The 22,695-nt window shown below is 56.2% G+C and carries 16 protein-coding genes; 10 read left to right on the top strand and 6 right to left on the bottom strand.

The features are described from left to right. Window positions 1-92: 92 nt before the first annotated feature. Complete coding sequence (locus QZ177_RS07280) at window positions 93-539, bottom strand: helix-turn-helix transcriptional regulator (RefSeq protein ID WP_294176403.1); 447 nt, start codon at window positions 537-539, stop codon at window positions 93-95. 70 nt (window positions 540-609) lie between these two features. Between QZ177_RS07280 and QZ177_RS07275 the strand changes: the two genes are divergently transcribed. The 6 genes from QZ177_RS07275 (at window position 610) to QZ177_RS07250 (ending at window position 7,307) form a co-directional block, all read left to right on the top strand. After that, window positions 610-2,079 carry a serine/threonine-protein kinase gene (locus QZ177_RS07275; RefSeq protein WP_294176401.1) on the top strand — a complete coding sequence of 490 codons (1,470 nt, stop codon included), beginning with the start codon at window positions 610-612 and terminating at the stop codon, window positions 2,077-2,079. Window positions 2,080-2,340: 261 nt separating this feature from the next. After that, window positions 2,341-3,180, top strand: coding sequence for a hypothetical protein (locus QZ177_RS07270; protein ID WP_294176399.1), 840 nt, complete (start codon window positions 2,341-2,343; stop codon window positions 3,178-3,180). Between the two features lie 18 nt (window positions 3,181-3,198). Then, a complete protein-coding gene (locus QZ177_RS07265) occupies window positions 3,199-3,696 on the top strand; it encodes a hypothetical protein (RefSeq protein ID WP_009644862.1) in 498 nt (165 codons plus the stop codon). Window positions 3,697-4,274: 578 nt separating this feature from the next. Then, entirely contained in the window at window positions 4,275-5,117 is an 843-nt protein-coding gene (locus QZ177_RS07260) for a methyl-accepting chemotaxis protein (RefSeq protein ID WP_294176398.1), read from the top strand. 238 nt (window positions 5,118-5,355) lie between these two features. Further along, window positions 5,356-6,270, top strand: coding sequence for a diguanylate cyclase (locus tag QZ177_RS07255; RefSeq protein WP_294176397.1), 915 nt, complete (start codon window positions 5,356-5,358; stop codon window positions 6,268-6,270). A 410-nt stretch (window positions 6,271-6,680) separates the two neighbouring features. Next, window positions 6,681-7,307: a DedA family protein gene (locus QZ177_RS07250; protein ID WP_009644875.1), complete on the top strand. Its 627-nt coding sequence runs from the start codon at window positions 6,681-6,683 to the stop codon at window positions 7,305-7,307. 324 nt (window positions 7,308-7,631) lie between these two features. Here the strand turns inward: QZ177_RS07250 and QZ177_RS07245 are convergent, their stop codons facing one another. Then, window positions 7,632-8,594, bottom strand: a complete 963-nt coding sequence (locus QZ177_RS07245; RefSeq protein WP_294176394.1) for a transporter — start codon at window positions 8,592-8,594, stop codon at window positions 7,632-7,634. Window positions 8,595-8,727: 133 nt separating this feature from the next. On the opposite strand from QZ177_RS07245, the gene QZ177_RS07240 reads away from it, so the two are divergent. Then, window positions 8,728-9,696 (top strand): type I phosphomannose isomerase catalytic subunit, encoded by a 969-nt coding sequence (locus tag QZ177_RS07240; RefSeq protein ID WP_294176406.1) that lies wholly within the window; start codon window positions 8,728-8,730, stop codon window positions 9,694-9,696. 55 nt (window positions 9,697-9,751) lie between these two features. Here the strand turns inward: QZ177_RS07240 and QZ177_RS07235 are convergent, their stop codons facing one another. Next, window positions 9,752-10,858, bottom strand: a complete 1,107-nt coding sequence (locus tag QZ177_RS07235; protein ID WP_294176393.1) for a hypothetical protein — start codon at window positions 10,856-10,858, stop codon at window positions 9,752-9,754. A 60-nt stretch (window positions 10,859-10,918) separates the two neighbouring features. Between QZ177_RS07235 and QZ177_RS07230 the strand changes: the two genes are divergently transcribed. Beyond that, complete coding sequence (locus QZ177_RS07230) at window positions 10,919-11,368, top strand: metal-dependent hydrolase (RefSeq protein WP_294176391.1); 450 nt, start codon at window positions 10,919-10,921, stop codon at window positions 11,366-11,368. A gap of 115 nt (window positions 11,369-11,483) precedes the next feature. After that, the gene (locus QZ177_RS07225; protein WP_294176390.1) at window positions 11,484-13,376 is read left to right on the top strand and encodes a fructose-1,6-bisphosphatase; all 1,893 of its coding nucleotides are present in this window, start codon (window positions 11,484-11,486) and stop codon (window positions 13,374-13,376) included. 109 nt (window positions 13,377-13,485) lie between these two features. Here QZ177_RS07225 and QZ177_RS07220 read toward each other — a convergent pair whose 3' ends face one another. Then, window positions 13,486-15,735 (bottom strand): adenosylcobalamin-dependent ribonucleoside-diphosphate reductase, encoded by a 2,250-nt coding sequence (locus tag QZ177_RS07220; protein WP_294176389.1) that lies wholly within the window; start codon window positions 15,733-15,735, stop codon window positions 13,486-13,488. Window positions 15,736-16,043: 308 nt separating this feature from the next. Between QZ177_RS07220 and QZ177_RS07215 the strand changes: the two genes are divergently transcribed. Next, a complete protein-coding gene (locus tag QZ177_RS07215) occupies window positions 16,044-16,373 on the top strand; it encodes a YnfA family protein (protein ID WP_294176388.1) in 330 nt (109 codons plus the stop codon). 200 nt (window positions 16,374-16,573) lie between these two features. On the opposite strand, the gene QZ177_RS07210 is transcribed toward QZ177_RS07215, so the two are convergent. Together QZ177_RS07210 and QZ177_RS07205 are read right to left on the bottom strand one after the other, a co-directional pair. Next, window positions 16,574-17,317 carry a DUF4198 domain-containing protein gene (locus QZ177_RS07210; protein ID WP_294176387.1) on the bottom strand — a complete coding sequence of 248 codons (744 nt, stop codon included), beginning with the start codon at window positions 17,315-17,317 and terminating at the stop codon, window positions 16,574-16,576. A 329-nt stretch (window positions 17,318-17,646) separates the two neighbouring features. After that, complete coding sequence (locus QZ177_RS07205; RefSeq protein ID WP_294176386.1) at window positions 17,647-22,566, bottom strand: autotransporter outer membrane beta-barrel domain-containing protein; 4,920 nt, start codon at window positions 22,564-22,566, stop codon at window positions 17,647-17,649. Between the last annotated feature and the right edge of the window lie 129 nt (window positions 22,567-22,695).

Here is a 22,695-nt window from a genome sequence, read left to right as displayed (position 1 = left end):
ATACGTCGAAAGTACTTGGTTGGAGACGACCTGGGAGGATAGAAAGCTGCTGGTTGATGACGCACCCGCAAGGGTGCGTTTTTATTTTGGAATCAAGGCATCTCTGTTTCGACGTTCAACAAGGGGTGTTCCGACATCTTTTGGAGCATGATGTTCGTATCGATTACGCTCATGTGATGGTCGAGGGCATACCACAGGATGCTGTCCCGCGGATTGCGGACGTAGAGTTGTTCCGTTCCTGCATAGTATAGAAGATACTGCGTCTCCTCCGGCGTCAGTTTCATGGCGAGGGCGAGGGAAATGACTTTGTTGCGTGAAGGATTCTTTTTGCGTCCGGCGAATATATGGTAAGTATAGATTCGTTCCAAGCTGGAAGCCCGAACGACATCCATCTTGCTCAGGTGTTTTTCCTCCAGAAGTTGATTCAGATATTCTGCCAGCGTGTATTGGCAAAAGTCTTTCTGATTGTCCACGAGAAAACCTTCCAGCCCGGAGGCCTGGCGCAGATCGTCTTTCAATTCCTCGGTGCTTTTCGGCATGATGCTGTCCTCCTGTGTGATTTGATACACATAGGATAATACGATATGGAGAAGAAAGCAAGGTGGTTTCTTGGATGCCAATATCACCGCATATTTTGAGGAGGTTTTTCAAAAGATACAGCTGCTCAAATCCAGCGACAAGGGCGAGGTGTGGCTGGCATCCGAGAGATCGGGGCGGTCAACGTCAACCAATCGCGTAGCGCCTTCGGCTTGCGCTCTTGGGACGTTTTCGCATACGACCCATGACCCCATCAGCGGCGCCCCTTCGGGGCTTGCTTCTTGGATGGGTCAGCAGCGGTCAACGTCAGCCAATCACGCTGCGCCTTCGGCTTGCGCTCTTGGGACCTTTTCGCAGCGGTTGGTCATATTGAAACGCATCGCTTTGACGGGGCTTCCCTATAGGATGCTCAAAGGGAAGGATTATCTGCTGATTCCCCGCGTCCTGTATTGTATCGAGGACGGCGATGAGACGGTTGTCGTGGAGGAGTATGTGCAGGGAGAATCCCTGCTTGATCGCATCGGACGCAAGGCGTATCTTTCGGAGCGCGAGACGGAGAGCGTTCTTTTGCAGCTATGCGAAGGCCTTGACGAAATCCACGCGCAGGGCATCATTCACCGCGACATCAAGCCGTCCAACCTTATCCTGCAAAGCGGCTGTATCATCCGGCTTATCGACTTCGATGCTGCCCGCACCGTCAAAGAGCACAGCGGCGAGGATACGATGCACCTCGGCACCAGGGGCTATGCTCCGCCGGAACAATTCGGCTATGGGCAGACGGATGCGAGGAGTGACATCTACTCGATCGGTATCACTATGCGGAAAGCGCTGCCAGAGGAGTACGACGGCTATCTCGCCAAGATATTTGCCAAATGCACGGAAATCGATCCGGACAGGCGCTATCGGAATCTGCAAGAGCTTCGCCGTGCGCTGATCTTCCGCAGGTTTTGGGCTGGCAGGGGAAAGCCGGCACTGTGGACGCTGGCCATCGTATCTGTCGTAGTATTTTGCCTTCTGCCAAGGCTTGATGGGACAGAGCCGCTGCCGAGCGCTCCCGCCAGCAAAACGGAGGTCGATTCGCCAGCTGTTCGACTGCCGAGCACTGCGGAAGAAAGCGCAGCCGTGCCGACGCCAGAAACATCTGACGAGAGATTTTCCGTGCAATCGCTTGTACCATCGGACAGCGAGTCTGAACAAGAAGTTGCCGTGCCAACGCCGACGTCATCGATCGAGCCGACTGCGCATGACAGCTACATGCCGCCGACAGTCAGCCAAGAGGAAAGAAAGTCCATAAAGAGCGTGGATGCATTCTTGGCAGAGTTCAAGGATGACCCGGAAAAACTTGCCTATTGGCAGACAAGGAATGTGGTGTTCTCCTCCGGCAATCGTTCGGAGGAGGAACGGCTCGAGGCCATGAAGAACGGCGAAATGGGGCTCCGGCTGGACGCCTTTATAAAAAATCTGCCGCCCATGACCGAGGCGGAACGTAATCGGGCGATCGACGAGTTCGTAGCCGACCAAAAGAGGTTGCTGGACATATAGAATCATCTGCAGCCGTATGACCGCAGCAAAGTTTTCGAAATCAAAAGATGCTCCACTTACCTCGCAGGTAACCAAAGCCTGCGAGGTCTTTGTTATAATGAGGATTATTGACGGCTTTTGCCCGCATTCGCACCCGTTTGTGCGCATAGGAATGCTTGCTGCCGGAGGAATGCGGACGGCGGGAGGTAAGGCGAGATAGAGGTGCTCGGACAATGTGGGCTTATGGATCTGATGCAGGGCATCACGGAAGGAGGTCATCTTGTGGAAAATTTTTGGACGAACTTTGCCCATATTTGTTTTCTGTTTTTTTTGCTTGGCCATCTTCTCCTGTTTCTCGGCCTGCTATATCCGCCTCTTGCCATATGGGGAAATTTGATACAGAAGACGCGTATCCACGTATTTCTCCTTTATAGTTTCATGATTACGACATCGATTATTTTATGGGGTTGTTCGAATAATGCGGCACAAAGAGCGCATGATGAAGCAGTCCGAGCATATGAAGCAAGCCTCACCCCCGAACAAAAAGCGCAACGAGAAGCAGAACAACTGCAGGCGCAATACGATGAATGGATTGCATGGCAAAAGCAAGAGGAGGAGAAGCAGCAGGAAGAAGAAAAGAAAAAGAAACAGGAGGAAGAGCAAAAAGCACAGGCGGAACGAGAGGCGCGGGAGAAAGAAGAGCAGGAGCGCCGCTCGTATCAGACCGTTTACGCTGAAGACATGCTTGCAGCCTATCATTCCAACCCCATTGCGGCAAGAGAACGGTATGAAGGAAAGAAATGCAGAATCCTGCGAGCGGTCATCGAATCAATCGACCCGGACGGATTAATCGAGGTTACATTCTCGAATGATCCTATGGAAACATATAAGTATGGAGGCACGGATTTCAGATGCCATACGAAGTGGAACAATGGCAAGGATCCGGATGGGAGAAGCATCTCTTCCCTGCACAAAGGCGATATGATTACGATCTACGGCAAAATCAATACGGTAGGAAAAATCACACGCAAAGTGCTTCACGAGAAAGGTGTCCTTGAAGACACTTATATGATATACACCATAGGCGATGGATACGACATCAATGTGACACGAATCGAATGATATGAAGGAGAGATATCCATGTTGAAACATTTCACGCGCACCGTCATGTTCTTTTTCTTTTTCGCGTGCATCCTACTCCCTGCTGTCTCGGCAGAGCCGAAAGAGCTTCCCGATGGAGCTTTGGGTTATACATGGGGGACGAGTCCGCGCTTCATGCCTCCGACGGACAATTCTTCGGCACGCAGCGGTTCGTCGTGGTTGGCACAGACATTCAAGCCCTATACCTATAAGGATTACTTGCCCGATGATGCAATGGACAAAAAAACGAAAGTACGACTGACATATAAGGACGAAAAATTTGTCGGCTGCACCATCGATCGATTGGATCCCAAGAAGTATCTGGATGTATACTTGTTTCTTGTAGAGCGGTATGGGGAGCCGCAGGAAACGAAGAAGGCCTATATCTGGAAGAGCGAAAAAACGCAGTTAGAGCTTGAAAAGGCAGAGGCAGGAGACTTCTTCTTTGCCATGAATATTACAGCGGTAGGAAATGTAAAGACAAAGATATTATTCTGACGAAATGAAAATCTTTTATAAAAAGGAGAAAACTGAGATGTTAAAGCGCCATGTGCTTTTTTCCTGCCTACTGATCGGATTGTTTCTCGTATCGCTTACCGCAGAAGGTGCTGCGGACGAGGAATCTTTTTGGGGCAATCCCATATCGGACATTCCTTCTGCTTTTAAGTGAGTATGTCTATCGCATGGCAGAAGTTGCCTTTTACCAAGCGTATCGCATGCGCTACGGCCTTTATGTGCCGAAGTATTTGAATGATATTTTAACATGGTAACGCAAACTTTGCGCATTAAAAATAATAGAAAGTACGCGATGAAAGATGCTGCGGTTCTATGCTTTGGGGCAGAGATCCGCGGCCTTTTGTTTGGAAAGAGCAGTTTTTCCCAGAAGGAAGAAGAAATACATCCCAAAGTCGGATTCTACGAAAGATTTTTATAAAGCGCTTATATTTTATGGAAACTTTTACGATATAATGAAATATAGACGGATTCTTTTTCATGTTTTCTTTTCGTGAGCATTCAAAGCAAAACATGGCTGTCGTCGTTTCTTTGGAGTGCGTAAATAGAGGAGTTGTATTTCCATGGTTTACCCCGATACGATCAAGACGGATCAAGATATTTTGGATGCGTTCATCGCCGTCGCCCCTTATTTGGATCATGTCGTCCGCCAAGATATTGCTGTTGGTATAACGGATAAGGAGTCGATTTTGGCTCTAGTGCCGACTCCTGGTCTTGAGTTTTCGCCTGCGGTCGGCTCGTCTGTTTCGCCTAATACGAAGCACGTCATCGGTACGGGACGCGACTATACAGGCTTGATTGATGAGAAGATTTACGGACCCGGTGTCCGCAGCATGATCACGCCGATTTATGGCGTGAACGGCGACATTATCGGCACGCTTGTGACGGCGATGGATGTTGCGCAGGACATCAAGCTCGCCCATGCGGTCGACGAGGTCACGAAGTCGACGGAGACGGTTTACCATGCTGTCGAGCAGGTCGCGGAGAGTGCGAGCGAACTGGCGAAGTCGGGACAGGAGGCTGTGCAGCAGGCGGCCGACCTCAAAGAGCGCAATGCCGAGACGATCAAGGTCATCGAGTTCATCAACAACATCGCGCAGCAGACGAACCTCCTGGGCCTCAACGCTGCTATCGAAGCGGCGCGCGCGGGCGAGCAGGGCAGAGGCTTCGCCGTTGTTGCAGAGGAAGTCCGCAAACTCGCGGAGCAGTCGCGCGAGGCGACGGAGAAGATTCAAGCGACGCTCGCGGAGATGAACAAGGCGGTCGAGGCGATCTCGAAGACGATTGAGACGACGGGGGCAATCAGCCAGGAACAGGCGGCTTCGACCGAGGAGATCACGGCGAACCTCTCGCGCGTTACGAATGCGGCAGAGGACCTGGGCACCTTTGTCGTGCGTACGGATTGAAAAGAATAAAGGGATGGAAAGAGGGGCTGTGCGCCCCTCTTTTTTCGTCGGCGAGATTGCGCACGGCTTGGTGGAGCTAGGGAAATTTTGAATTATTTTCATTTTTTCTGGATTTTTTTGCGTTCTCGCGCTATACTATAAGTTAGAATAACTTCGCCATTTTGTGGGGATATTGTATGGGGAGTTATGGGGGAGAGGCATTGGTAGTTATGCTTGTCTATCTTGGGGAGGTTATATTATGGAAAGATATAAGACTCCGGTAGCAGGTTACGAGAATCAATGCGTAGAGCTGTTATTGGAAAAACTGGGTGTGGTCACGTTTGACTACGACATTGAGCACGATGTGCTTCTTTTGGCGAAGGCGCGCGACGGTATGACGGAGAAGCGCTTCGAGGGGTTCTGCCGCACCCTTTGCACCGAAAACCGCGGCATGATTCATCCTGATTCGGTCGAGCGGCTTGTGGCGCTTTTCCGTGGGCAGACGACGGGTGTGCGCGAGGTCTTGCTCGACATGGCAGAAGTGCCACAGGGGCGCTATTCGTGGTACGAGGTCGCCGTGAAGCTCCTGCGTGACGAGACGGGACGCGTGCAGCGCACGATCGGCATCCTCTGGGACATCGAGTCGAGCATGGGCAAGATGGAGCAGAGTTTTACGCATTTCCGCTCGGAGCGCGATTCGGTCACGGGCATTTTGAACGGTGCAGGATTGGAGAAAGCGGTGCAGACGTACCTTGCAGGTCATGGCCGCGATGAGAGCAACGCTCTGATGGCCATTTCCTTCGACAATATCTGCCAGCTCGCAGAGCAGCGCGGCAAGCATTGGACGGATCAGCTTCTCGTGCGTATATGCAAGGCGGTCGGCAGTTTCTTCCGTGCGGGAGACGTGCTTGCGCATCTGGGCGATGGCCAGTTCGCCGTCTTTGTCAAGGATATGGAGCGCACGGAGGTCATGGATATGAAGGCACGGGCAATCCGCACGCTGTTCGGCGGCGAGAATACGCAGTTCGGCGGCTATGGCCTAGAGTGCCGCATCGCCGTTTCTTACTATCCAGAGGACGGCGCGTCTTTCCATGAGCTTTTGAAAACGGCGGAAAAGAGGCAGTCACTCGATCGCGGAGATAAGGCGGCTGCAAAGGTGCTGACGATGGCTTGAAACTTATAGGAAGCAGGAAAAGCCGCCCGGCGGGGAAGAGAAGTTTCGCCGGGCGGCTTTTTATGTTATAATACGAGAGGTGCTACTATGACGGTAGGCGGTCAATCTTAGCCCCGGAGAGGGGCGTTGCTTATGACGATAAACGATTTGATTGCGTTGCTCTTGGTGACGCTTTTTATTCTCGTCGTTCTGAAAGCATAAGAAATCCCGCCTCCGGCTTCCAATCGTAGGCGGGTTTCTTACCTCAATTACTGTTGGGGCTGACCGTTTACCAGTAGCACCCTTGCTATATTTATTATAATGCATGATGCAACATACGTCAATCGCCAGCAGAAATGCTATAGCATTTCTGCTGGCGGTAGTGTATAATGAAGCTGTATGATTGTTTCTCTTGAGGAAGGGCAGGGCGTATGGAGCAGTTCACGCAGACATTTTTGGAGTTCATTGATGCCTGGGGTTATGCGGCGGTCGCCGTCTTGATGGCCTTGGAGAATGCCTGTATACCGATTCCGAGCGAGCTGATCCTCGGATTTTCGGGCTATCTGATCTTCGCTGACCGCATGGGTTTCGTCGGGGCGCTGGTTGCCGGCATGATCGGCGGCATGGCGGGGTCGATCTTCGCCTATCTCGTCGGGCGCTACGGCGGACGTTCCTTCGTCGACAAGTACGGCAAGTATTTCTTCGTGAAGAAGTCGCACGTCGATATTGCACAGCGCTGGTTTGACAAGTATGGCGTCAAGGCGGTGTTCTTCAGCCGCATGCTTCCCGTCGTGCGCACGTTCATTTCGCTTCCGGCGGGCTTCGCGCATGTGGATATGAAGAAGTTTCTCCTCTATACGTTCCTCGGCTCTCTGCCGTGGACGGCGCTGATCCTCGGCGTCGGCATGGCGCTTGGCGAGAGCTGGCAGATCATGCTCAAGGTCGGACATGAGGTGAGCATCGCCTTCGTCGTTGTAAGCTGCATCATCGTCGCCGGTCTCTACTGGCGCTATCGCCGCAACCGTCAGCAGAAGGCAAAGGAAGCGCTGATAAAATGAAGGCGCCCAGATTTGCACAGATGCGCTGGTTCTATAGCGGTCAACGTCAGCCAATCATGCGACGCGCTTCGCGCTTGCATTCTTGGGACGTTTTCGCATACGAGCCGTTGCCCAATCGCCTGCGTCCTTCGGACTTGGCTCTTGGACGGCTCAGCAAGGAGACAAACCGCAGGCGTAGCGGTGCTACGTCGAGGATTTGTCGACGACGAGAGGACAGCGCAGATGTGTGAAGATGGGTGGCTGAATTTATCAGTGTTTCCTTAATATGGACGTGGAGTGATCCACGTCCATTTTTTAGGAAGCGCTGCATGTATCGCTTCTGCCTCAGAAGCTGCCGCCGTGCGTCACGTAGAGGAAGAAGAGCGGGTAGAAGAGCAAGAGGTAGATGACGGTCGTGACGAGGAAGCTCGCGACGGTGAGGTCTACGTTGAGCTTGTAGAGCCGCGCGGTCAAGACGGCGTTGATCGCCGTCGGCGCGGCAGCGATGAGGAGCACGCTGCCGATGAGCACGGAGTCCGCAAAGAGCAGGCGGCAGAGTCCGAAGAAGATCAGCGGCGTGAGGAGGAAGCGCAGGGGGATGAGGTCGGCGGTCTTTTTGATGTAGGGAAGCGCGCGCGAAAAGTCGACGAGACAGCCGACGGGGAAGAGCGCTGTCCAGGCGCCGATATGCACGAGCGCTTGAAACGCTGTGCCGAGCACGGCAGGGCGCTCGACGCCGAAGACGTTGAGTGCGAGTCCTGCGATGAGACCGAGCACGGGCACCTGGTTCGGCGTGAGAAAGAGTTCCCTAAGCGACAGGTGGACGCGAGCCCCCTCTTTCGCACCTTGCGCACGGAACATCGCGGCGAGCGGGAAGCAGATGAGCACGAGGAGGCCGACCTGGAATGATGAGACGATCTGCACATAGGCGAACCCCGCTTCGTCGTAGAGGATGAAGGCGGAAAGCCCCGCGATCGTGCCGATGTTCGTAAGCATGGCGCTCATGTAGTAGGCGCCGCGCGAAAGGGAGTCCTTGTGGCGGCGAGCGAAGGTCAAATAGGCGATGAAGCCGGGCACGAGCATGAAGAGCGCACTGAAGAGCGGCAGCCAAAGGAGGCTTCTCGACAGCGGCATGACCCAGAAGCTCAAGACGGCGAGCAGCGTCGCCATGACGATGATGTTGAAGCGAATGAGGGCATTGCATAGTGCGTCGGAGATGCGGCCTCGCTGATAGGCGATGTAGCCCGCGAGAAGGGGCGCGGCGAGATCGCTGAATACGTAGAGGATGCGGAAGAGTTTTTCGTCCATGAGAGGCCTCTTTTGCTGGATTTGGTCAGCAGGGCAAGGGCTTGTCCTGCTGACTCGCGAAGATTTCATTATCGTGCATGTATCGTAACATGCGCACGGCAGGAATACAAGCCCGGGAGAAAGGATGGATCGAATGATATACCCGATGAAGCTTCGAGCGCCGCTCAAGGACTACATCTGGGGCGGCACGCGCCTCAAGACGGAGTACGGCAGAAAGACGTCTCTCGCGAAGGTCGCGGAGAGCTGGGAGCTTGCGTGTCACAAGGAGGATCAGAGCGTTATCGAGAACGGCGCGGACGCGGGTCTGACGCTGGAAGCGTACATCGCGCGCGAAGGGGCGCACGCTGCGCTCGGCTCGCACGGTTCGCGCTATCCGTATTTCCCGCTTTTGATCAAGCTCATCGACGCGCACAACGATCTCTCGGTGCAGGTGCATCCAGACGACAGTTACGCCTTCGAGCACGAGGGCGAGTACGGAAAGATGGAGATGTGGTACATTCTCGACGCCGAACCTGGAGCGGAGATCATCTACGGCTTCAAGGAAGAGATCTCGCGTGAAGAGTGCCGTCGCCACATCGAGGAGAACACGCTCTTGGACGTCGTGCGGCGCATCAAGGTGAAGGCGGGCGACGCCATCGTGATTCCGGCGGGCACGCTCCATGCCATCGGGCGCGGCATCTTCCTTGCGGAAATTCAGCAGAATTCCGATACGACGTACCGCGTCTACGACTATGCGCGGTGCGGCGCGGACGGCAGGCTGCGCGACCTGCATATCGACAAGGCGCTCGACGTGCTCTCGTTCGCGCCGCCGGCGTATGACGTGAACCGTGGCGAGAAGTTCTCCATTTTCGCCGAGCATGAGATGACGGTCGTCGCACGAACAGAGTTTTTCACGGTCTATCACTTCGCCCTCAAGGGTCGCTGCCACCTGCAGGCGGGACGCACGAGCTTCCAGTCCATCGTCGCGCTCGGAGGCCCTATGGAGCTTTCGTGGTCGGGCGGCGAGGAGATTTTGGAGAAGGGCGACTCGTACTTCATACCGGCAAGCTTCGGCGACTACACGATGCGCGGCGAGGGTGCGTTCCTGCTGACGGAGGTCTAGCGAAAATGCGCCCCGAAGAGGAAGTCCTTCGGGGCGCATTCTCGTATTTCTGGAGTCACGGCATTTCGGGCGGTTGGCTGCAAAGCGCCGTGTGGTGCAGGAGGTCTTCGAGGCGCATCTCGATGTCGAGCGCTTCCTTGTGCACGGTTTCCGCCGTGTCGAACTCCGCAAAGTCGTCCGTTTCGAGCGCGTTGACGAAGTGCTCCCAAGCCGTGATGGAAAGCTCGGTGGACTCTGCGCGCAGCTGGCTCAAATAGCGTGCGCCGGGCGGCACGGAGAGTGCCGAGAGCTTTTGCTGGCGCTCTTTGAGGGTCGGGATGATGTCCGTTCGGATGAGTTTCTTCAGACCGTCTTTCTGCGCACTGGAGAGAAGTCCCGTGCCGTCCCATGGCATGTCGGTCAGCACATGGAAACGCTGCTGCTCCTTGGCGAAGCGCTTGTTGTACTGCTCGACGATGGGCGCCGACGCTTCGAGGTACGAGGCGACGTCCTTTTCGAGGAGCGGTGTCAGGCGGTCGAGGCAGTCGCGGTAGTTCTTGATGTAGGAGACCTGCCAATGACCGTCACCCGCCTGCTCCATGGCGAGGAGCAGCGTGAGTTCCGTTCCCGTCAGTTCGTCCTTCGCCTTGACGTGCGCCGTCGCGGTCGCGCCGTCGCGGTCGATGGAGTCGAGTCCGACGATGGTGATGTTCTTCAAGAGGCTGCGCTCGAAGAGGTTCTCGAAGTCGATGCGCAGTTGGCGTCCCTGCAGGAGGCCGCTGGGCTTCTGCCATTCGCCCGTCTCGATGCGGCCTGTGAGCGTCGTGCGCATCCCCGCCGTGACCTGTGGCTTGATGAGTTGGTAGAAACGCACGGCTTCCGTGCGCTCGTCGTTCGTTAGGGAAGTGTCGGCAGCGAAGAGACTGCGCGTGAGATCGTCATAGATTTTGCCCATGCTCAGGCTGACGTTGACGTAGCGCTCGAATTTTTCGGCATCGTGCTTCTCCGCCGCTTCTTGAATCTCGGCAAGCGCGTATTCGGGGCTTCTCGCGTGGATGAAGAAGTACCAGAGCACGGAGCCGACGGCAAGCGCGAAGAAGACGATGACGAGCATCGTGAGCGTGCGATTGTATGAGCTGATCTTTCGGGCGCGCAGCTGCAGCCGCCAAGTATAATCGTCCATAGAAATTCTCCTTATCGTCCTATTATAGCATATATGTCAACGAAAGCAGGAGGTGCGGGCATGAAATGGGTCAGCCATGAGGTTGTGACGGGAATGGCGGTCTATACGCTGACCGGCAGTCTCGTGCCGACGGCATGCGCCATGGCGGGCGCGGTGCTTCCCGATTGGATCGAGGGCAAGGGCGGCGGCGTGCGCCTGCCGTGGGCGGGACTCCTCTCCCATCGCGGTTGGTCGCACTGGCCGCTCCTCTACATCCTCGGCTTTCTCGCTCTGGGCGCTGTCGGCGAGGAACTGGGTGAGGACGCGCGCTCTCTCATTCTCGCGGGGCGTTTCATCCTCCTCGGCGCACTCTTTCATATCGCCGAGGATGCGCTTTGCGGCAAGGTGCCGTTCCTTCATCCGAAGAAGAAGGTCGGCGTGCGCCTCTTCCGCGTCGGCTCATTCGGCGAGTACGCCCTCGCGCTTGTCCTCGTCCTTTTCTTTTATGGAATCGGACGATTGATTTTATGAATTTATATTTATAGGAGAAATTTATTTTTGCACCGCCGCAGGCAAGAAGGAAAGCGCCTTGCCTGCGGGGAAGTCTATAGGCATAGGAGAAGAGGTCACATTGGAGGGGATCACGATGGAACAGGGCACGCAGAAGAAGAACAAGCTCTTGGGGCTTCTCGCCGAGAAGTACCCGACGCTGGAATCCGTCTACGAAAAGCTCATCTCCCTGCAGGCGCAGCTCGGTCTGCCCAAGGGCATTGAGCATTTCATGAGCGATCTGCACGGCGAGTACGAGTCGTTCTTCCACATCTTGAACAACTGCTCGGGCGTCATTCGCGAGAAGGTCGAATACGTCTTTGCTGACCGCATGACGGATGAAGAGAAGGCGGAGTTCTGCACGCTCATCTACTACCCGAAGGAAAAGATCGAGCGCATGCACGCCGAGCGCAAGGACACGCCCGCCTGGTATCGTGAGAACCTCGCGCGGCTCTTGGAGCTGTCGAAGCTCATGAGCTACAAGTACCCGGCGGCGAAGGTGCGCGGCTTCATCCCCAAGCGCTATGAGTCCGTCATCGTCGAGCTTCTTTACACGCGCCCCGAGGAGGACACGGCGCAGGCGCAGTACCATCGCCGCCTCCTCGCGACCATCGTGCAGATCGACAGCGGCGCAGGCTTCATCGAAGCGTTCTGCGTGCTCGTCAAGCGTCTCGCCGTCGATCATCTGCACATCGTCGGCGACTTCTTCGACCGCGGCAGCCGTCCCGACGCGATTCTCAACATGATCCTCGACTACCACGATATCGACATCGAGTGGGGCAACCACGACGTCATGTGGATGGGCGCGGCAGCGGGCAGTGAGGTCTGCATCGCGGGCGTCGTGAGAAACAGCTTGCGCTACCACAACACCGACGTCTTAGAGCGCGGCTACGGCATCAGCCTGCGTCCCCTATCGCTCTTTTCGACGCGCATCTATCCCGATTCCAATGCCATCCGCGCCTCGGAGAAGGCGATCACGATGATCATGCTGAAGCTCGAAGGCCAGCTCATCGCAAGGAATCCCGACTTCGAGATGGAGAGTCGCCGTCTCCTCGACAAGATCAACTACAACTCCTCCTACGTCATGCTCGGCGATCGCCGCTACGAGCTGGAGAGCGCCTACTTCCCGACGATCGACCCGAAAGATCCGTTCGCGCTCTCGGAGGAGGAGGAGCGCATCATCGCCGACCTCAAATCGTACTTCACGGAGAGCGAGATGCTGCAAAAGCACGTCGACTTCCTCTACAAGAAGGGCAGTCTCTACAAGTGCTGCAACGGCAACCTTCTTTACCACGGCTGCGTTCCCGTCAACGAGGACGGCTCGCTTCGCGACGTCATCTTCGACGGCAAGGCTTACAAGGGACGCGCCTACTTCGATTACGCTGACCGCCGCGCGCGCCGCGCCTACCTCTTCCGTGCGCAGGAAGATCTCGATTTCATGTGGTTCCTGTGGTGCGGCAGGACGTCGCCATGCTCGGGACGCGAGGTCAAGACCTTCGAGCGATCGCTCCTAGAGGACGAGAGCACATGGAAGGAGCCGGCCGATCCCTACTACCGCCTGCTGGACGACGAGGATTTCTGCCGCTCCATTCTCGCAGAATTCGGTCTGCCCGAGAGCGGGCACATCATCAACGGTCATGTGCCCGTCAAGGTCAAGAAGGGCGAGACGCCCGTCAAGGCGCACGGCAAGGCCATCATCATCGACGGCGGCTTCTGCCAGGCGTACCACAAGAAAACGGGAATTTCGGGCTTCACGCTCATCTCCAACTCGCGCGGCTTCCGCCTCCTCATGCACCAGCAGGTCGCTGACGTGCGCCAGGCGCTGAAGGAGAACAAGGACATCGAATCCGTCTCCGAGACGGTCGAACTGCAGACGAAGCTCACGACGCTCGGCGACACGGACGAGGGCAAGGATATCCAGGAGGAAATCGCCGACCTCTACAACTTGCTCATCGCCTATCAGAACGGCGTGATCGAGCCGAAGGCATAGAAGTAAAAGCCCGCTCCTTCCCCTGCATGTATGGGGAAAGGGCGGGCTTTTTATGGCGCCTTTGCTTTGGCGCGGCATCATAGCGAGGTGCTGTTCTTGTTCAGAGGTCTTATTCACATTTCGACCAGCCGCAATAGGTGCAGGTCACGCAGTTGCCCTCGGGGCGCAGGGTGTGGCGCTTGCATTCGGGGCATTCTTTGTTGATCGCCTTGTCGTCGCTCTTGTCCTTGTATTTCGCCGTCTCGTCCTTTTGGCATTCGTTGTAGATTTCAGCGAGAGCCGTGCCGATGGCGCTGCCGCACGAGAGCGAGATGTCCTTGCGTCCGCTGCGGATCAGGGCTTGGCAGGCGGAGCAGCGGCTGACGGTCAGCTGCTTGATGATGTCCTTGACGCGCACGCCCGAGCGTAGCGCGAGAGAGGTCAGGCGCGTGATCGTCGCGATGTTCGACTGGCAGCCGCCTGAGGTGTTCGTGAAGAGCTCGAAGACGTCGCCGTCGGAGGTCTTGTTGACCGTGATGTACATCTTGTCGACGCACGACGTATGGCGAAGGAGCGTCACGCCTTCGAGACGCGCGATGTTGTCGCGGCGGCGCGGGCGCACGGTGTCGTAGGCGATCTCCTGCTCGGCGGCTTCTTTGACGCCGAGGATGTTGCCGCGCTTGCAGCCGTCGCGGAAAACCGTGATGCCCTTGCAGCGCGATTTCCATGCTGCAAGGTAGATGTTCTTGATGTCGACGGGCGTCGCCGCATGCTTCAAGTTCACCGTTGAGGAGATGGAGTTGTCGACGTACTTCTGCATGGCCGCCTGCAGTTCGACGCGGTGCAGGTAGGGGACGTCGTGACTTTCGATGACCCACGGGAAACGCTTCTTGATGTCCTCGTTCGTGAGATCGTGCGGCAGCTTGTGATAGTCGAGCAGATCGCTGACGGAGTGGGCGTAGACGCGGAAGGAGCCGCTTCCTTCTTCCATCTTGTGCGTCGTGCGCTCGTAGCTGATCTGATAGAGCGGTTCGCAGCCGCCCGAGAATACGCCCATGAGGAGCGAGATCGTGCCCGTCGGTGCGATGGAAAGAAGCGTGCCGTTCCGCAGGCCGTATTGCTCGATCTCGGCATAGACTTCGGGCGCTTCTTCGGCAAGACGTTGGATGAGCGGCGATTTCTTCGTCTTTTCCCAGTCGTATTTGCCGAAGGCGCCTTTTTCTTTCGCGAGGGCGGCGGAAGTGCGTGCGGCTTCCGTGAACATCGTGCGCAGCACGCCTTGGATGAAGTCGCAGCTCTCGCGGCTGCCGTAGGCGAGCTTCATGGCGACGAAAGCGTCGGCGACGCCGAAGAGCCCGAGTCCGACGCTGCGCCAATCGCGGATGCATTGACGGTTCTCTTCCAAAGGCTGCGTGTCGAAGCCGTAGTCGAGCACTTCGTCGAGCGCACGCACGGCCGTCTGGACGGCGGCGCGGAACTCCTCTTCTGCAAGATGCGGCGCATCGGCGAACTTGTCCTCAATGAAGGAATAGAGGTTGAGGCTCATGAGGTTGCATGAGTTGTAGGCGTTGCCGCCGAACTCGCCACAGGGGTTCGTGACTTCGATCTTGTATTCGTCGTAGCCCGAGAGCAGTGTGTAGTCGTTGAGCCTGTCCTTGAAGAGTGCGCCGGGGTCGCCCCAATCCCACTGCGTCTGACAGTATTCATCGAAGAATTCGGCGGCGCGGATCGTCCGGCGGATCTTTTCGCCCGTCGCCTCGACGTCGAAGGTCAGCTCGTATTCGGTATCATCGACGACGGCCTGCATGAAGGCGTCGGAGAAGAGGATCGAGAGGTTCATCGAGGCGAGTTTCTCATTCTCTTGCTTCATGTGCAGGAATTCGTAGATGTCGGGGTGCTCCGAGTCGAGTGCGACGAGCATCGCGCCGCGCCGGCCGTTCTGGCTGATGACTTCGCCCGTCGTGTTGAAGATCTTGAGGAAGGAGACGGCGCCCGTCGAGCTGCGCGCGACGTTGTTCACGCGGCTGTCCTTGGGACGCAGGCCGCTGATGTTGACACCGATGCCGCCGCCGTAGGAGAAGATCTTGGCGATCTGCTGGTTGACGGTGAAGATGGACTCGATGTCGTCCGTCGGCGACGGCATGATGTAGCAGTTCGACAGGCTGCTCTTGAACTTTCCTTTCGCGCCCGCTGCATAGAGCGTGCGCCCCGCGGGTGAGAGCGCGCCGTCCTCAAGGTAAGCGCGCATCTTTTCGCGCACCTCGGGCGAGAAGATGCCCGCCACGCGCTCGATGAACTCGTGTGGCTGCGTCTCTCCCGCATGATAATATTTTGCCTGCAGGATGTTCCTGCCGATTTCCGTGTCAAACCACTTTTCCAATGATGTGCCTCCTACAATATGTGCTCGTTTCAAAACGCTAGCGTCTATTATAGAATAAAGGGTATTCGTTGGCAAATGAAAAATGCCGGATTTTCGCCTGAAAAACTAGATGTTGTTGTTTTATGGAAAGATTACCAGCATATCTTGATGATTTTCTGCTATTTCTTGTGGGGGTATGAATGGGGAATGCCGCCCTTTCATCCGCAGTAAAGTGAAGCGACGGGCAGGGAAAGGGAGTCGGCAGAGAGAATCTTTCCCTAGGGAAGCGCTGAATTTATCAGTGTTTCCCTAGAATAGGAGGCAGAATCATGCTTGTTTTGAAATCTCTTGCGTATTTCTTTCTGGCCGGATTGTTCGAGATCGGCGGCGGCTATCTGATCTGGCAGTGGCTGCGAAATGGCGCGAGTCTTTGGTATGCTTTTTTCGGCGCGGTCATCCTGATCCTTTACGGCATCGTGCCGACGCTGCAGCCCGAGGGCAGTTTCGGGCGCGTCTACGCCGCTTACGGCGGCGTTTTTATCGTATTGTCACTTCTCTGGGGTTGGCGCATCGACGGTATCGCGCCCGACTGCTTCGACATCATCGGCAGTGCCATCGCGCTCGCAGGCGTCGCTGTCATCATGTATGCGCCGCGGTGAGGCGACGGGTCAATCAACAGAAAGGAACAGTGGTCTGCGCTTTCGGCTTAACTTCTCGGACTTTCACGCTAAAAAAGCCCGCCCTTTTCCGTGCGGTCAAAATTCTTACTCAAACATGCTTCAGCTGAGTAAGAATTTTGACTGGCATTCAAGGAAATGGGTGGGCTTTCGCTTATGAAATCCCGTATTCGTGCCTCAGATCAGTCGTTTTCCGGCGGATAAATCATGAAGCTCAGACTGCTGAAGATCTTGTCGCGTGTCGCTTTGCCGTCGGACTGCGGATAATCCTCTGCGAGTTCGAGACCGATGACATTGATGCTGCCGTTGGCGACGAGAACATTGGCTTTGCCGTCCTTGTCTGTAGTCATTGTCACGGTGTGGTGATTGACGACGTCGGGGATGATTTCAGCGTTTGGCAGCGGCTGACCGTTGTGCAGTACCTGTACGGGCAGATAATCGCCGACTTTGAGCTTGGTGGGATCTTTCAGGGGAACGATCTGGTACGGCAGATCCGGCAAGGGAGCCACCTTGTCGACGCCTTTGAGATAATTGACGCTGTATTTGATGGCATGCGTGCCTACGGTCGAGCCGGGAACTTGATCCATTGGCTTGTTGACGTATTTGCCGTCCGGCCCTTTCGACCAATAGCCGTAGTCAAAATAGACGACAGCGACGGAAACATTTTGAGACGGATTGATCGTGATGTGATTGCCGCCGTCAATGATTTCGAGAGGAACCCGCGTATAGGTTTTATCGAAGCCGACAAGCATCGTGACATCCTTTGGGTCATAAGCATTGTCTTTGTAACCTTCGCCGAGGACGAGCTGGGTCTGATCCAGACGCGGTGCGAACCAGACACCGTGAGCAGATGCGGGGACGGCAGTGGTGAGCATAGCAGCGCCGACAAGGGCGGAAAGAATTTTGGCCTTTTTCAAAATGAACACCTCTTCATGATGATAGAAGTTAACGAACGGCGGTATGGATTCTCCGCAGAATGAAAGCATAAATAATATATATGCTTTCATTCTTAAAACACATGAGTATCTTAGCATCGATATAGGGGAATTGTCAATTTAAGAAAGAAGTGAAATGGGCGAGAATCCTCTAATTTTGGGGAAGAAGGGGGCGCTTGTCAATAAGGGAAAAGTGCGGCGCAAGGCGTTCTTTCCTATATGGAAATATAAGAAGGGCAGTCTCTCTCGACTAAGGTCGAGAGAGACTGCCCTTCTAGCTGTTTATTTTTTCCTAATGCCACATCATGTTTGCTGTTTTGTCAGAACGCCCACTTGACGGATGCGCCGCCCGTGATGCCCTTGCGTTGACCTTGCCAGCCATTGAGGTGGAGGTCGTAGCTCACGCGGCTGTTCTCAGGCATGAAGCGATAGCCGAGTTCGAGCATGTAGCTCGAGCCTTTGAGCGAGGGGCTGGGGGCGGCGTCGCCCTCGTATGTCGCACCCGCCTTGCCCGCGAATTCGTGCTCCCAGGCGAGACCTGCATAGAATTCGCCCGTCGTCTTGTCCTTGAGGCTGTAGCGGAAGCCGAGGCGCAGACGTTGTGAGTTGACACTGCCAAATTCGTAGCGGTCGCCCGTGTTGAGTGTCGCCGTCATGCTGTTCTGGTGCGACCAGAAGTAGCGTGCATAGGCGTCAATGGAAGAGCCTTCCTTGATCGCGAAGGTCTTGCCTGCGCCGAGGTGAGCACCGTAATAGGTGTTCGAGCCGTCGTAGCTCGCCGCCGTGCCGCTGAGGTTGGCGCTGTAGTCGCTCTTGGCACGGCCTGCACGCAGAGATCCTTCGAGCCAGAGACCGTCTTTTTGCGTAAGCTTGCTGAGGATGCCCGCGCCGATATAGCTGATCTTGCCGTTGCCGTGCGTGCCGTCGTCGAGGTAGGAGTCGTAGGTGCCGCGGCCGTATTCGACGAAGGGGCTGAAGAGAACCTTCGCGCCGTCTTTCTGAACATCTTCACGCGCCCAGCCGACACCGAGGTTCCAGCCCTTGGAGTCGACGTAGGAGCCGCTTTCCGCTCGCATGCTGTTCGCACCTGCACCTGCCCAGAGCTGGTAGGCTGCGCCGTCGGAGGCGACCGCCTTGCGCTGAGCGTTCTTGCCGCCCTTGTCGGAGTCGCTTGCGCTGACGGACATCTGGGCGGCGGCAAGGGCGTCCTGCACGAGGTAGTCGGCACCTTGGTTGACGAAGCTGGCGAGTCCTGCGCGTGTTTCGACGAGGGATTTCGCCTGCTCGGCAAAGCCCGCCTTGGTGACGGTTGCCGTCAGATCACCCGTCGCTTCCTGCTTGATCTCGTACTCGTAGCGGCGCGATACGCCCTGCATTCCTTCGACCTTGTTCTGAATCGTGGCGTCCGTCGTGAGTGCGCCCCCCGCCGTCTTCATGAGCAGGATCTTGTCGCCCTTGTTGAGCTTCGGCGCGGCGCCGCTTCTGGCGACGCCGATGTTTAGGCCACGGATGTCCTTCGTCGCCGTGCCGAGCTTGAGCATGGGCGTCGCCGCGCCCGCTGCCATCTCGTCGGTGTAGAAGTGGAGGTTCTGGATGCCTGCGAAGTCGTGCACTTCGGATGGCTTGTAGACGGCGAGCGTGTTGCCCGTGCCGTTTGCCTGCGAGCCGCCTGTGACCGTGCCCGTGACGCGTGCGCCCTTGAGGTTGATCGTGTTGTTCTTCGTCACTGCACCGAATCCGCCGTAGACGTTGGCGGCAGTCGTGACGGCACCGAGGTTCACGGTGTTGCCCGAGGCCTCGCCGTTTGCGGCATAGCCGCCGTAGAGCGTGCCCGTGACCGTGCCCGCCGTGTAGTCGACAGTGTTGTTTAAGCTGTTGTTCTGCTTGTCAGCGGCAGCTTTCGTGCCTGTGCCGCTCGTCCAGCCGCCGTAGACGTTCGCGTAGGTCTTGCTGGCATCGCTGAGCGAGAGCTTGTTGTCCTGCGTCGTGTTGCCCGCCTTGGAGCGTCCCGCCCAGGTGTCTGCGCCGTAGGTCGTCGCCTGCGTCGCGCCCTTGAAGGTGTAGCCTTCGTAGGTGATGGCGGTGATCGTGCTGCCCGACTGGCGAACGTCGATGTTCGTCTCCATCGTGGCGTCGGCGTTCAGCTCGGATTTCACAGCGTCGCCCGTGCGGCCGCTGATGTTGATGCCGTTCGCATTTTCCAGAAGCGTCAGCGGCTTTTCGCTTGCGCTGGCATTCTTCACGGTCAGTGTTTCCCAGTTGACGTCAGTTGCGCCCGTCGTTCGCAGCATCGCTGCGTCTGTAGATGCACCCGTCGCGTCGAAATTTATCTTCTGGAAGCCCGAGATCGTGCCGGCCTTGTTGTCCTTGCCCTTGACATTGAGCGTATTGCCTGTGCCGTTTGCAGCCGAGCCGCCCTTGAGGACGCCTGTGACATTTGCGCCGCCGTTGAGGTTGACCGTATTGTTGTGCGTCGTAGCGCCGTCGCCGCCCGTGATGGAATTGACGGTGGCATTGGCGAGGTTGACGGTGTTGTTTGAGGCTTCGCCTGTTGTGGATTTGCCGCCGACGATATTTGCCGAGAGATTCTTTTCAAGCGTGACTTCGTTATTTTGTGCCTTGCCGCCAGCGACATTGGTGAAGCCGCCGTAGACTGTGCCCGTGACATTTGCCGAGCCGTTGACCTTGACCTTGTTGGCAGTGCTGTTCTTCTGCTTATCGGCTGTCGCTGTCGAGCCAGAGCCGGTCGTCCAACCACCGTATATGTTCGTGTGCGTGCCACTGGCGACGGTGATCGTGTTCTCTGTCGTCGTGTTGCCTGCTTTCGAGCGGCCGCCCCAAGTGCTGGTGACGCCGCTTTCCGTGAAACTGGTCGTCGTATGCTTGCCTTTGAACTGGTAGCCTTCATAGGTGACCTTTGTGATTTGGCTGCCGTTTCTTTCGACGCCGATGCTCTTCTCCATCGTATCGTTCGTTTCGGACTTCAAGACGTCACCTGCAACGGCGGTCGTGAAGTTGATGCCCGCATTGTTTTCAAGCAGGGTGACTTTTCCGGCAGACGTGCCGTTGGCCTTGAGCATGTCTTTATCGACGCCATTCATCGCTGTGCTATCTGTGAGGTGCAGCATGGTATCGCCCTGCGTCACGCCTGTCGCATCGAACACCATTTTTTGAAAGCCTGCGATCTGCCCTGCGCTATTGTCCTTGCCCTTGATATTGAGCGTGTTGCCTGTGCCGTTTGCCTGCGAGCCGCCCTTGAGCGCGCTCGTGACATTTGCGCCGCCATTGAGGTTGACCGTATTGTTGTTCGTCGCCGCGCCTTCGCCGCCTGTGACGTTACCGCTGACGGTGACGTTTTTCAAAGTCACTATATTGCCTGTAGCCGCGCCTGTCGTAGACTGCCCGCCGTGAATGTTGCCGTTCAACGTGCCGCCTGTGGCTGTGACTTCATTTTCAAGTACATCGCCCGAGCCTGCGCTGTAGCCGCCGTAGACGTTGCTGACTGTACCGCCGGAGATGTTCACTTTGTTCTTTTTGACATGCCCCGTGCCTGCGACTTTATTGGCAACGCCGCCATAGACGGCGGTATTCACTGTACCGTTCTTTATCGTGACGGTGTTTTCCTCAGCTTTTCCTGCATCGGTATCGACATAGCCGCCATAGAGGTTATCTGTCGTTGCGCCGTTGCCGTCGAGCGTGACTTCGTTCTTGTAGCTGTTGTCTTTATCCGTTGCAGTTGTACCGGTGCCTGCTGTCCAACCACCGTAGATATTGTCATGGGTGCCGCTTCCGACGGTGATCTTGTTGTGGCGCGTCGAGTTGCCGACGACGGAGCGGCCGCCCCAAGTGCTTGTGAGGCCGCTTTCCGTGATGGTCGTCGACTCCGTCGCGTTTGCAAACTGATAGCCTTCGTAGGTAATTCTCTGGTTGTCTGTGGATTTTTCCAGGATGAGCTCCTTGTCGTCGCTCGTCTTGATGCGGCGATTCTGACCATCTGTAATCGTGATGCTGCCGGGTGTGTTCTGCAGCAGCACGCCTTTGTGTCCGTGCTCGCCGTCCACGTTGAGGTCGCTGAGACTTTCGATCGTCGTTCCGCCGCCATCATTCAAGGTCAGGAAGGAAGCGGATTGATTCACATGCGCATTGAAGTGGAAGTTGATCTCGGCGAAATTTCTGATATTGGATGCTGTCGCATTGCCGTAGACGTTCAGCTTATTGCCTGTATGGTAGTCATTCCCGTAGGTGGTTCCGCTGCCGCCGTTGATAATGCCGGTGATGCTTCCGCCGAAGGCGGCGTTTGCACTGCCGATATTGACGGTGTTGCCCGTTGCGTTGCCGTTCAGAGAACGTCCGCCATCCACATTGCGTACCGAGCCGCCCGTGATATTGACGATGTTGCCCGTCGCATTGCCGCTTGTTGAGAAACCGCCGTAGACATCGTGGCCCGCTGCGGAACCGCCCTTGATGTTGACGGTGTTCTTTACGGCATCCCCGCTCGCAGCAACGCCGCCATAAATATCGCTGCTCAGCGTGCCGCCTGTGAGCGTGGCGGTATTGCCCGTTACCTTGCCCGTGCCATCGGTGTATCCGCCATAGACCTTGCCCGTGATGCTGCCGTCTTCGATGGTCGCCGTATTGCCGAGGACATCGCCGTTGGCGCCGGCTCTTGCCATGCCGCCGTAGATGTCGTAGTTCGTGCTGCCTCCCTTGAGCGTCGCCGTATTTTCCTTGACGATTCCCGTGCCCCTTGTTCTCGTCATGCCGCCGACCATATCGCTGTTGAGAAAATGGCCGTCGAATACGGCATGGTTGTTTTGGACGCTTCCGCCGCCATCTGCGCCGCCGCCGTATATGCCATCGGCGGCTGAGAGAAGCGGAGACACTGACGGGTTGACGAATACCTTGTTCCCCGTGACATCTCCCGTGCCGAACGTGAGGCCGCCGAACAGAGGCTTGTCATAGGGGCTAGGGCCTGGTCGACCGTTGAAGGTCAGTGTGTTGTTCGTGACATTGCCATTGTCGGCTGCATTGCTGATGAAGCCTGCTGCCGTACCAATCGCATTGCTGCTATTGTTGGGGTCGGTCACGTTGTTGCTTGGTGCATGTGCATCGTCAATCTCCACATTCTGCCCATTGACATCGGCAGCGCCCGCCGCTGATGGTGCAAGCAACGCGCCGCTGCCGAGGGCGAGCGCGACGAAAAGCGCCAGCGAAGGACGCGAAGATTTTTTGTTGAACATTATTTTCCTCCTTTAGGACTAAAAACCCAAGACTTTTGCATAATTTGGACTTTTGGATTCATTATAGCAATTAATTGATAATTGGTCAACATTTCTCCTCTTGCGCCCTTTTATTGCGGCTTCGGGCTT

Source organism: uncultured Selenomonas sp., from assembly GCA_905372355.1.
Classification (GTDB): domain Bacteria; phylum Bacillota; class Negativicutes; order Selenomonadales; family Selenomonadaceae; genus Selenomonas.
Note: the sequence above shows the minus strand (reverse complement) of the source record. Positions and strands in the feature narration are given on the sequence as shown.

Bases quoted from the DNA above. Each gene is read 5' to 3' on its own strand.
- QZ177_RS07280 (WP_294176403.1), bottom strand. From the start codon at position 539: ATGCCGAAAAGCACCGAGGAATTGAAAGACGATCTGCGCCAGGCCTCC.
- QZ177_RS07265 (WP_009644862.1), top strand. From the start codon at position 3,199: ATGTTGAAACATTTCACGCGCACCGTCATGTTCTTTTTCTTTTTCGCG.
- QZ177_RS07260 (WP_294176398.1), top strand. From the start codon at position 4,275: ATGGTTTACCCCGATACGATCAAGACGGATCAAGATATTTTGGATGCG.
- QZ177_RS07255 (WP_294176397.1), top strand. From the start codon at position 5,356: ATGGAAAGATATAAGACTCCGGTAGCAGGTTACGAGAATCAATGCGTA.
- QZ177_RS07250 (WP_009644875.1), top strand. From the start codon at position 6,681: ATGGAGCAGTTCACGCAGACATTTTTGGAGTTCATTGATGCCTGGGGT.
- QZ177_RS07245 (WP_294176394.1), bottom strand. From the start codon at position 8,594: ATGGACGAAAAACTCTTCCGCATCCTCTACGTATTCAGCGATCTCGCC.
- QZ177_RS07240 (WP_294176406.1), top strand. From the start codon at position 8,728: ATGATATACCCGATGAAGCTTCGAGCGCCGCTCAAGGACTACATCTGG.
- QZ177_RS07235 (WP_294176393.1), bottom strand. From the start codon at position 10,858: ATGGACGATTATACTTGGCGGCTGCAGCTGCGCGCCCGAAAGATCAGC.
- QZ177_RS07230 (WP_294176391.1), top strand. From the start codon at position 10,919: ATGAAATGGGTCAGCCATGAGGTTGTGACGGGAATGGCGGTCTATACG.
- QZ177_RS07225 (WP_294176390.1), top strand. From the start codon at position 11,484: ATGGAACAGGGCACGCAGAAGAAGAACAAGCTCTTGGGGCTTCTCGCC.
- QZ177_RS07215 (WP_294176388.1), top strand. From the start codon at position 16,044: ATGCTTGTTTTGAAATCTCTTGCGTATTTCTTTCTGGCCGGATTGTTC.
- QZ177_RS07205 (WP_294176386.1), bottom strand. From the start codon at position 22,566: ATGTTCAACAAAAAATCTTCGCGTCCTTCGCTGGCGCTTTTCGTCGCG.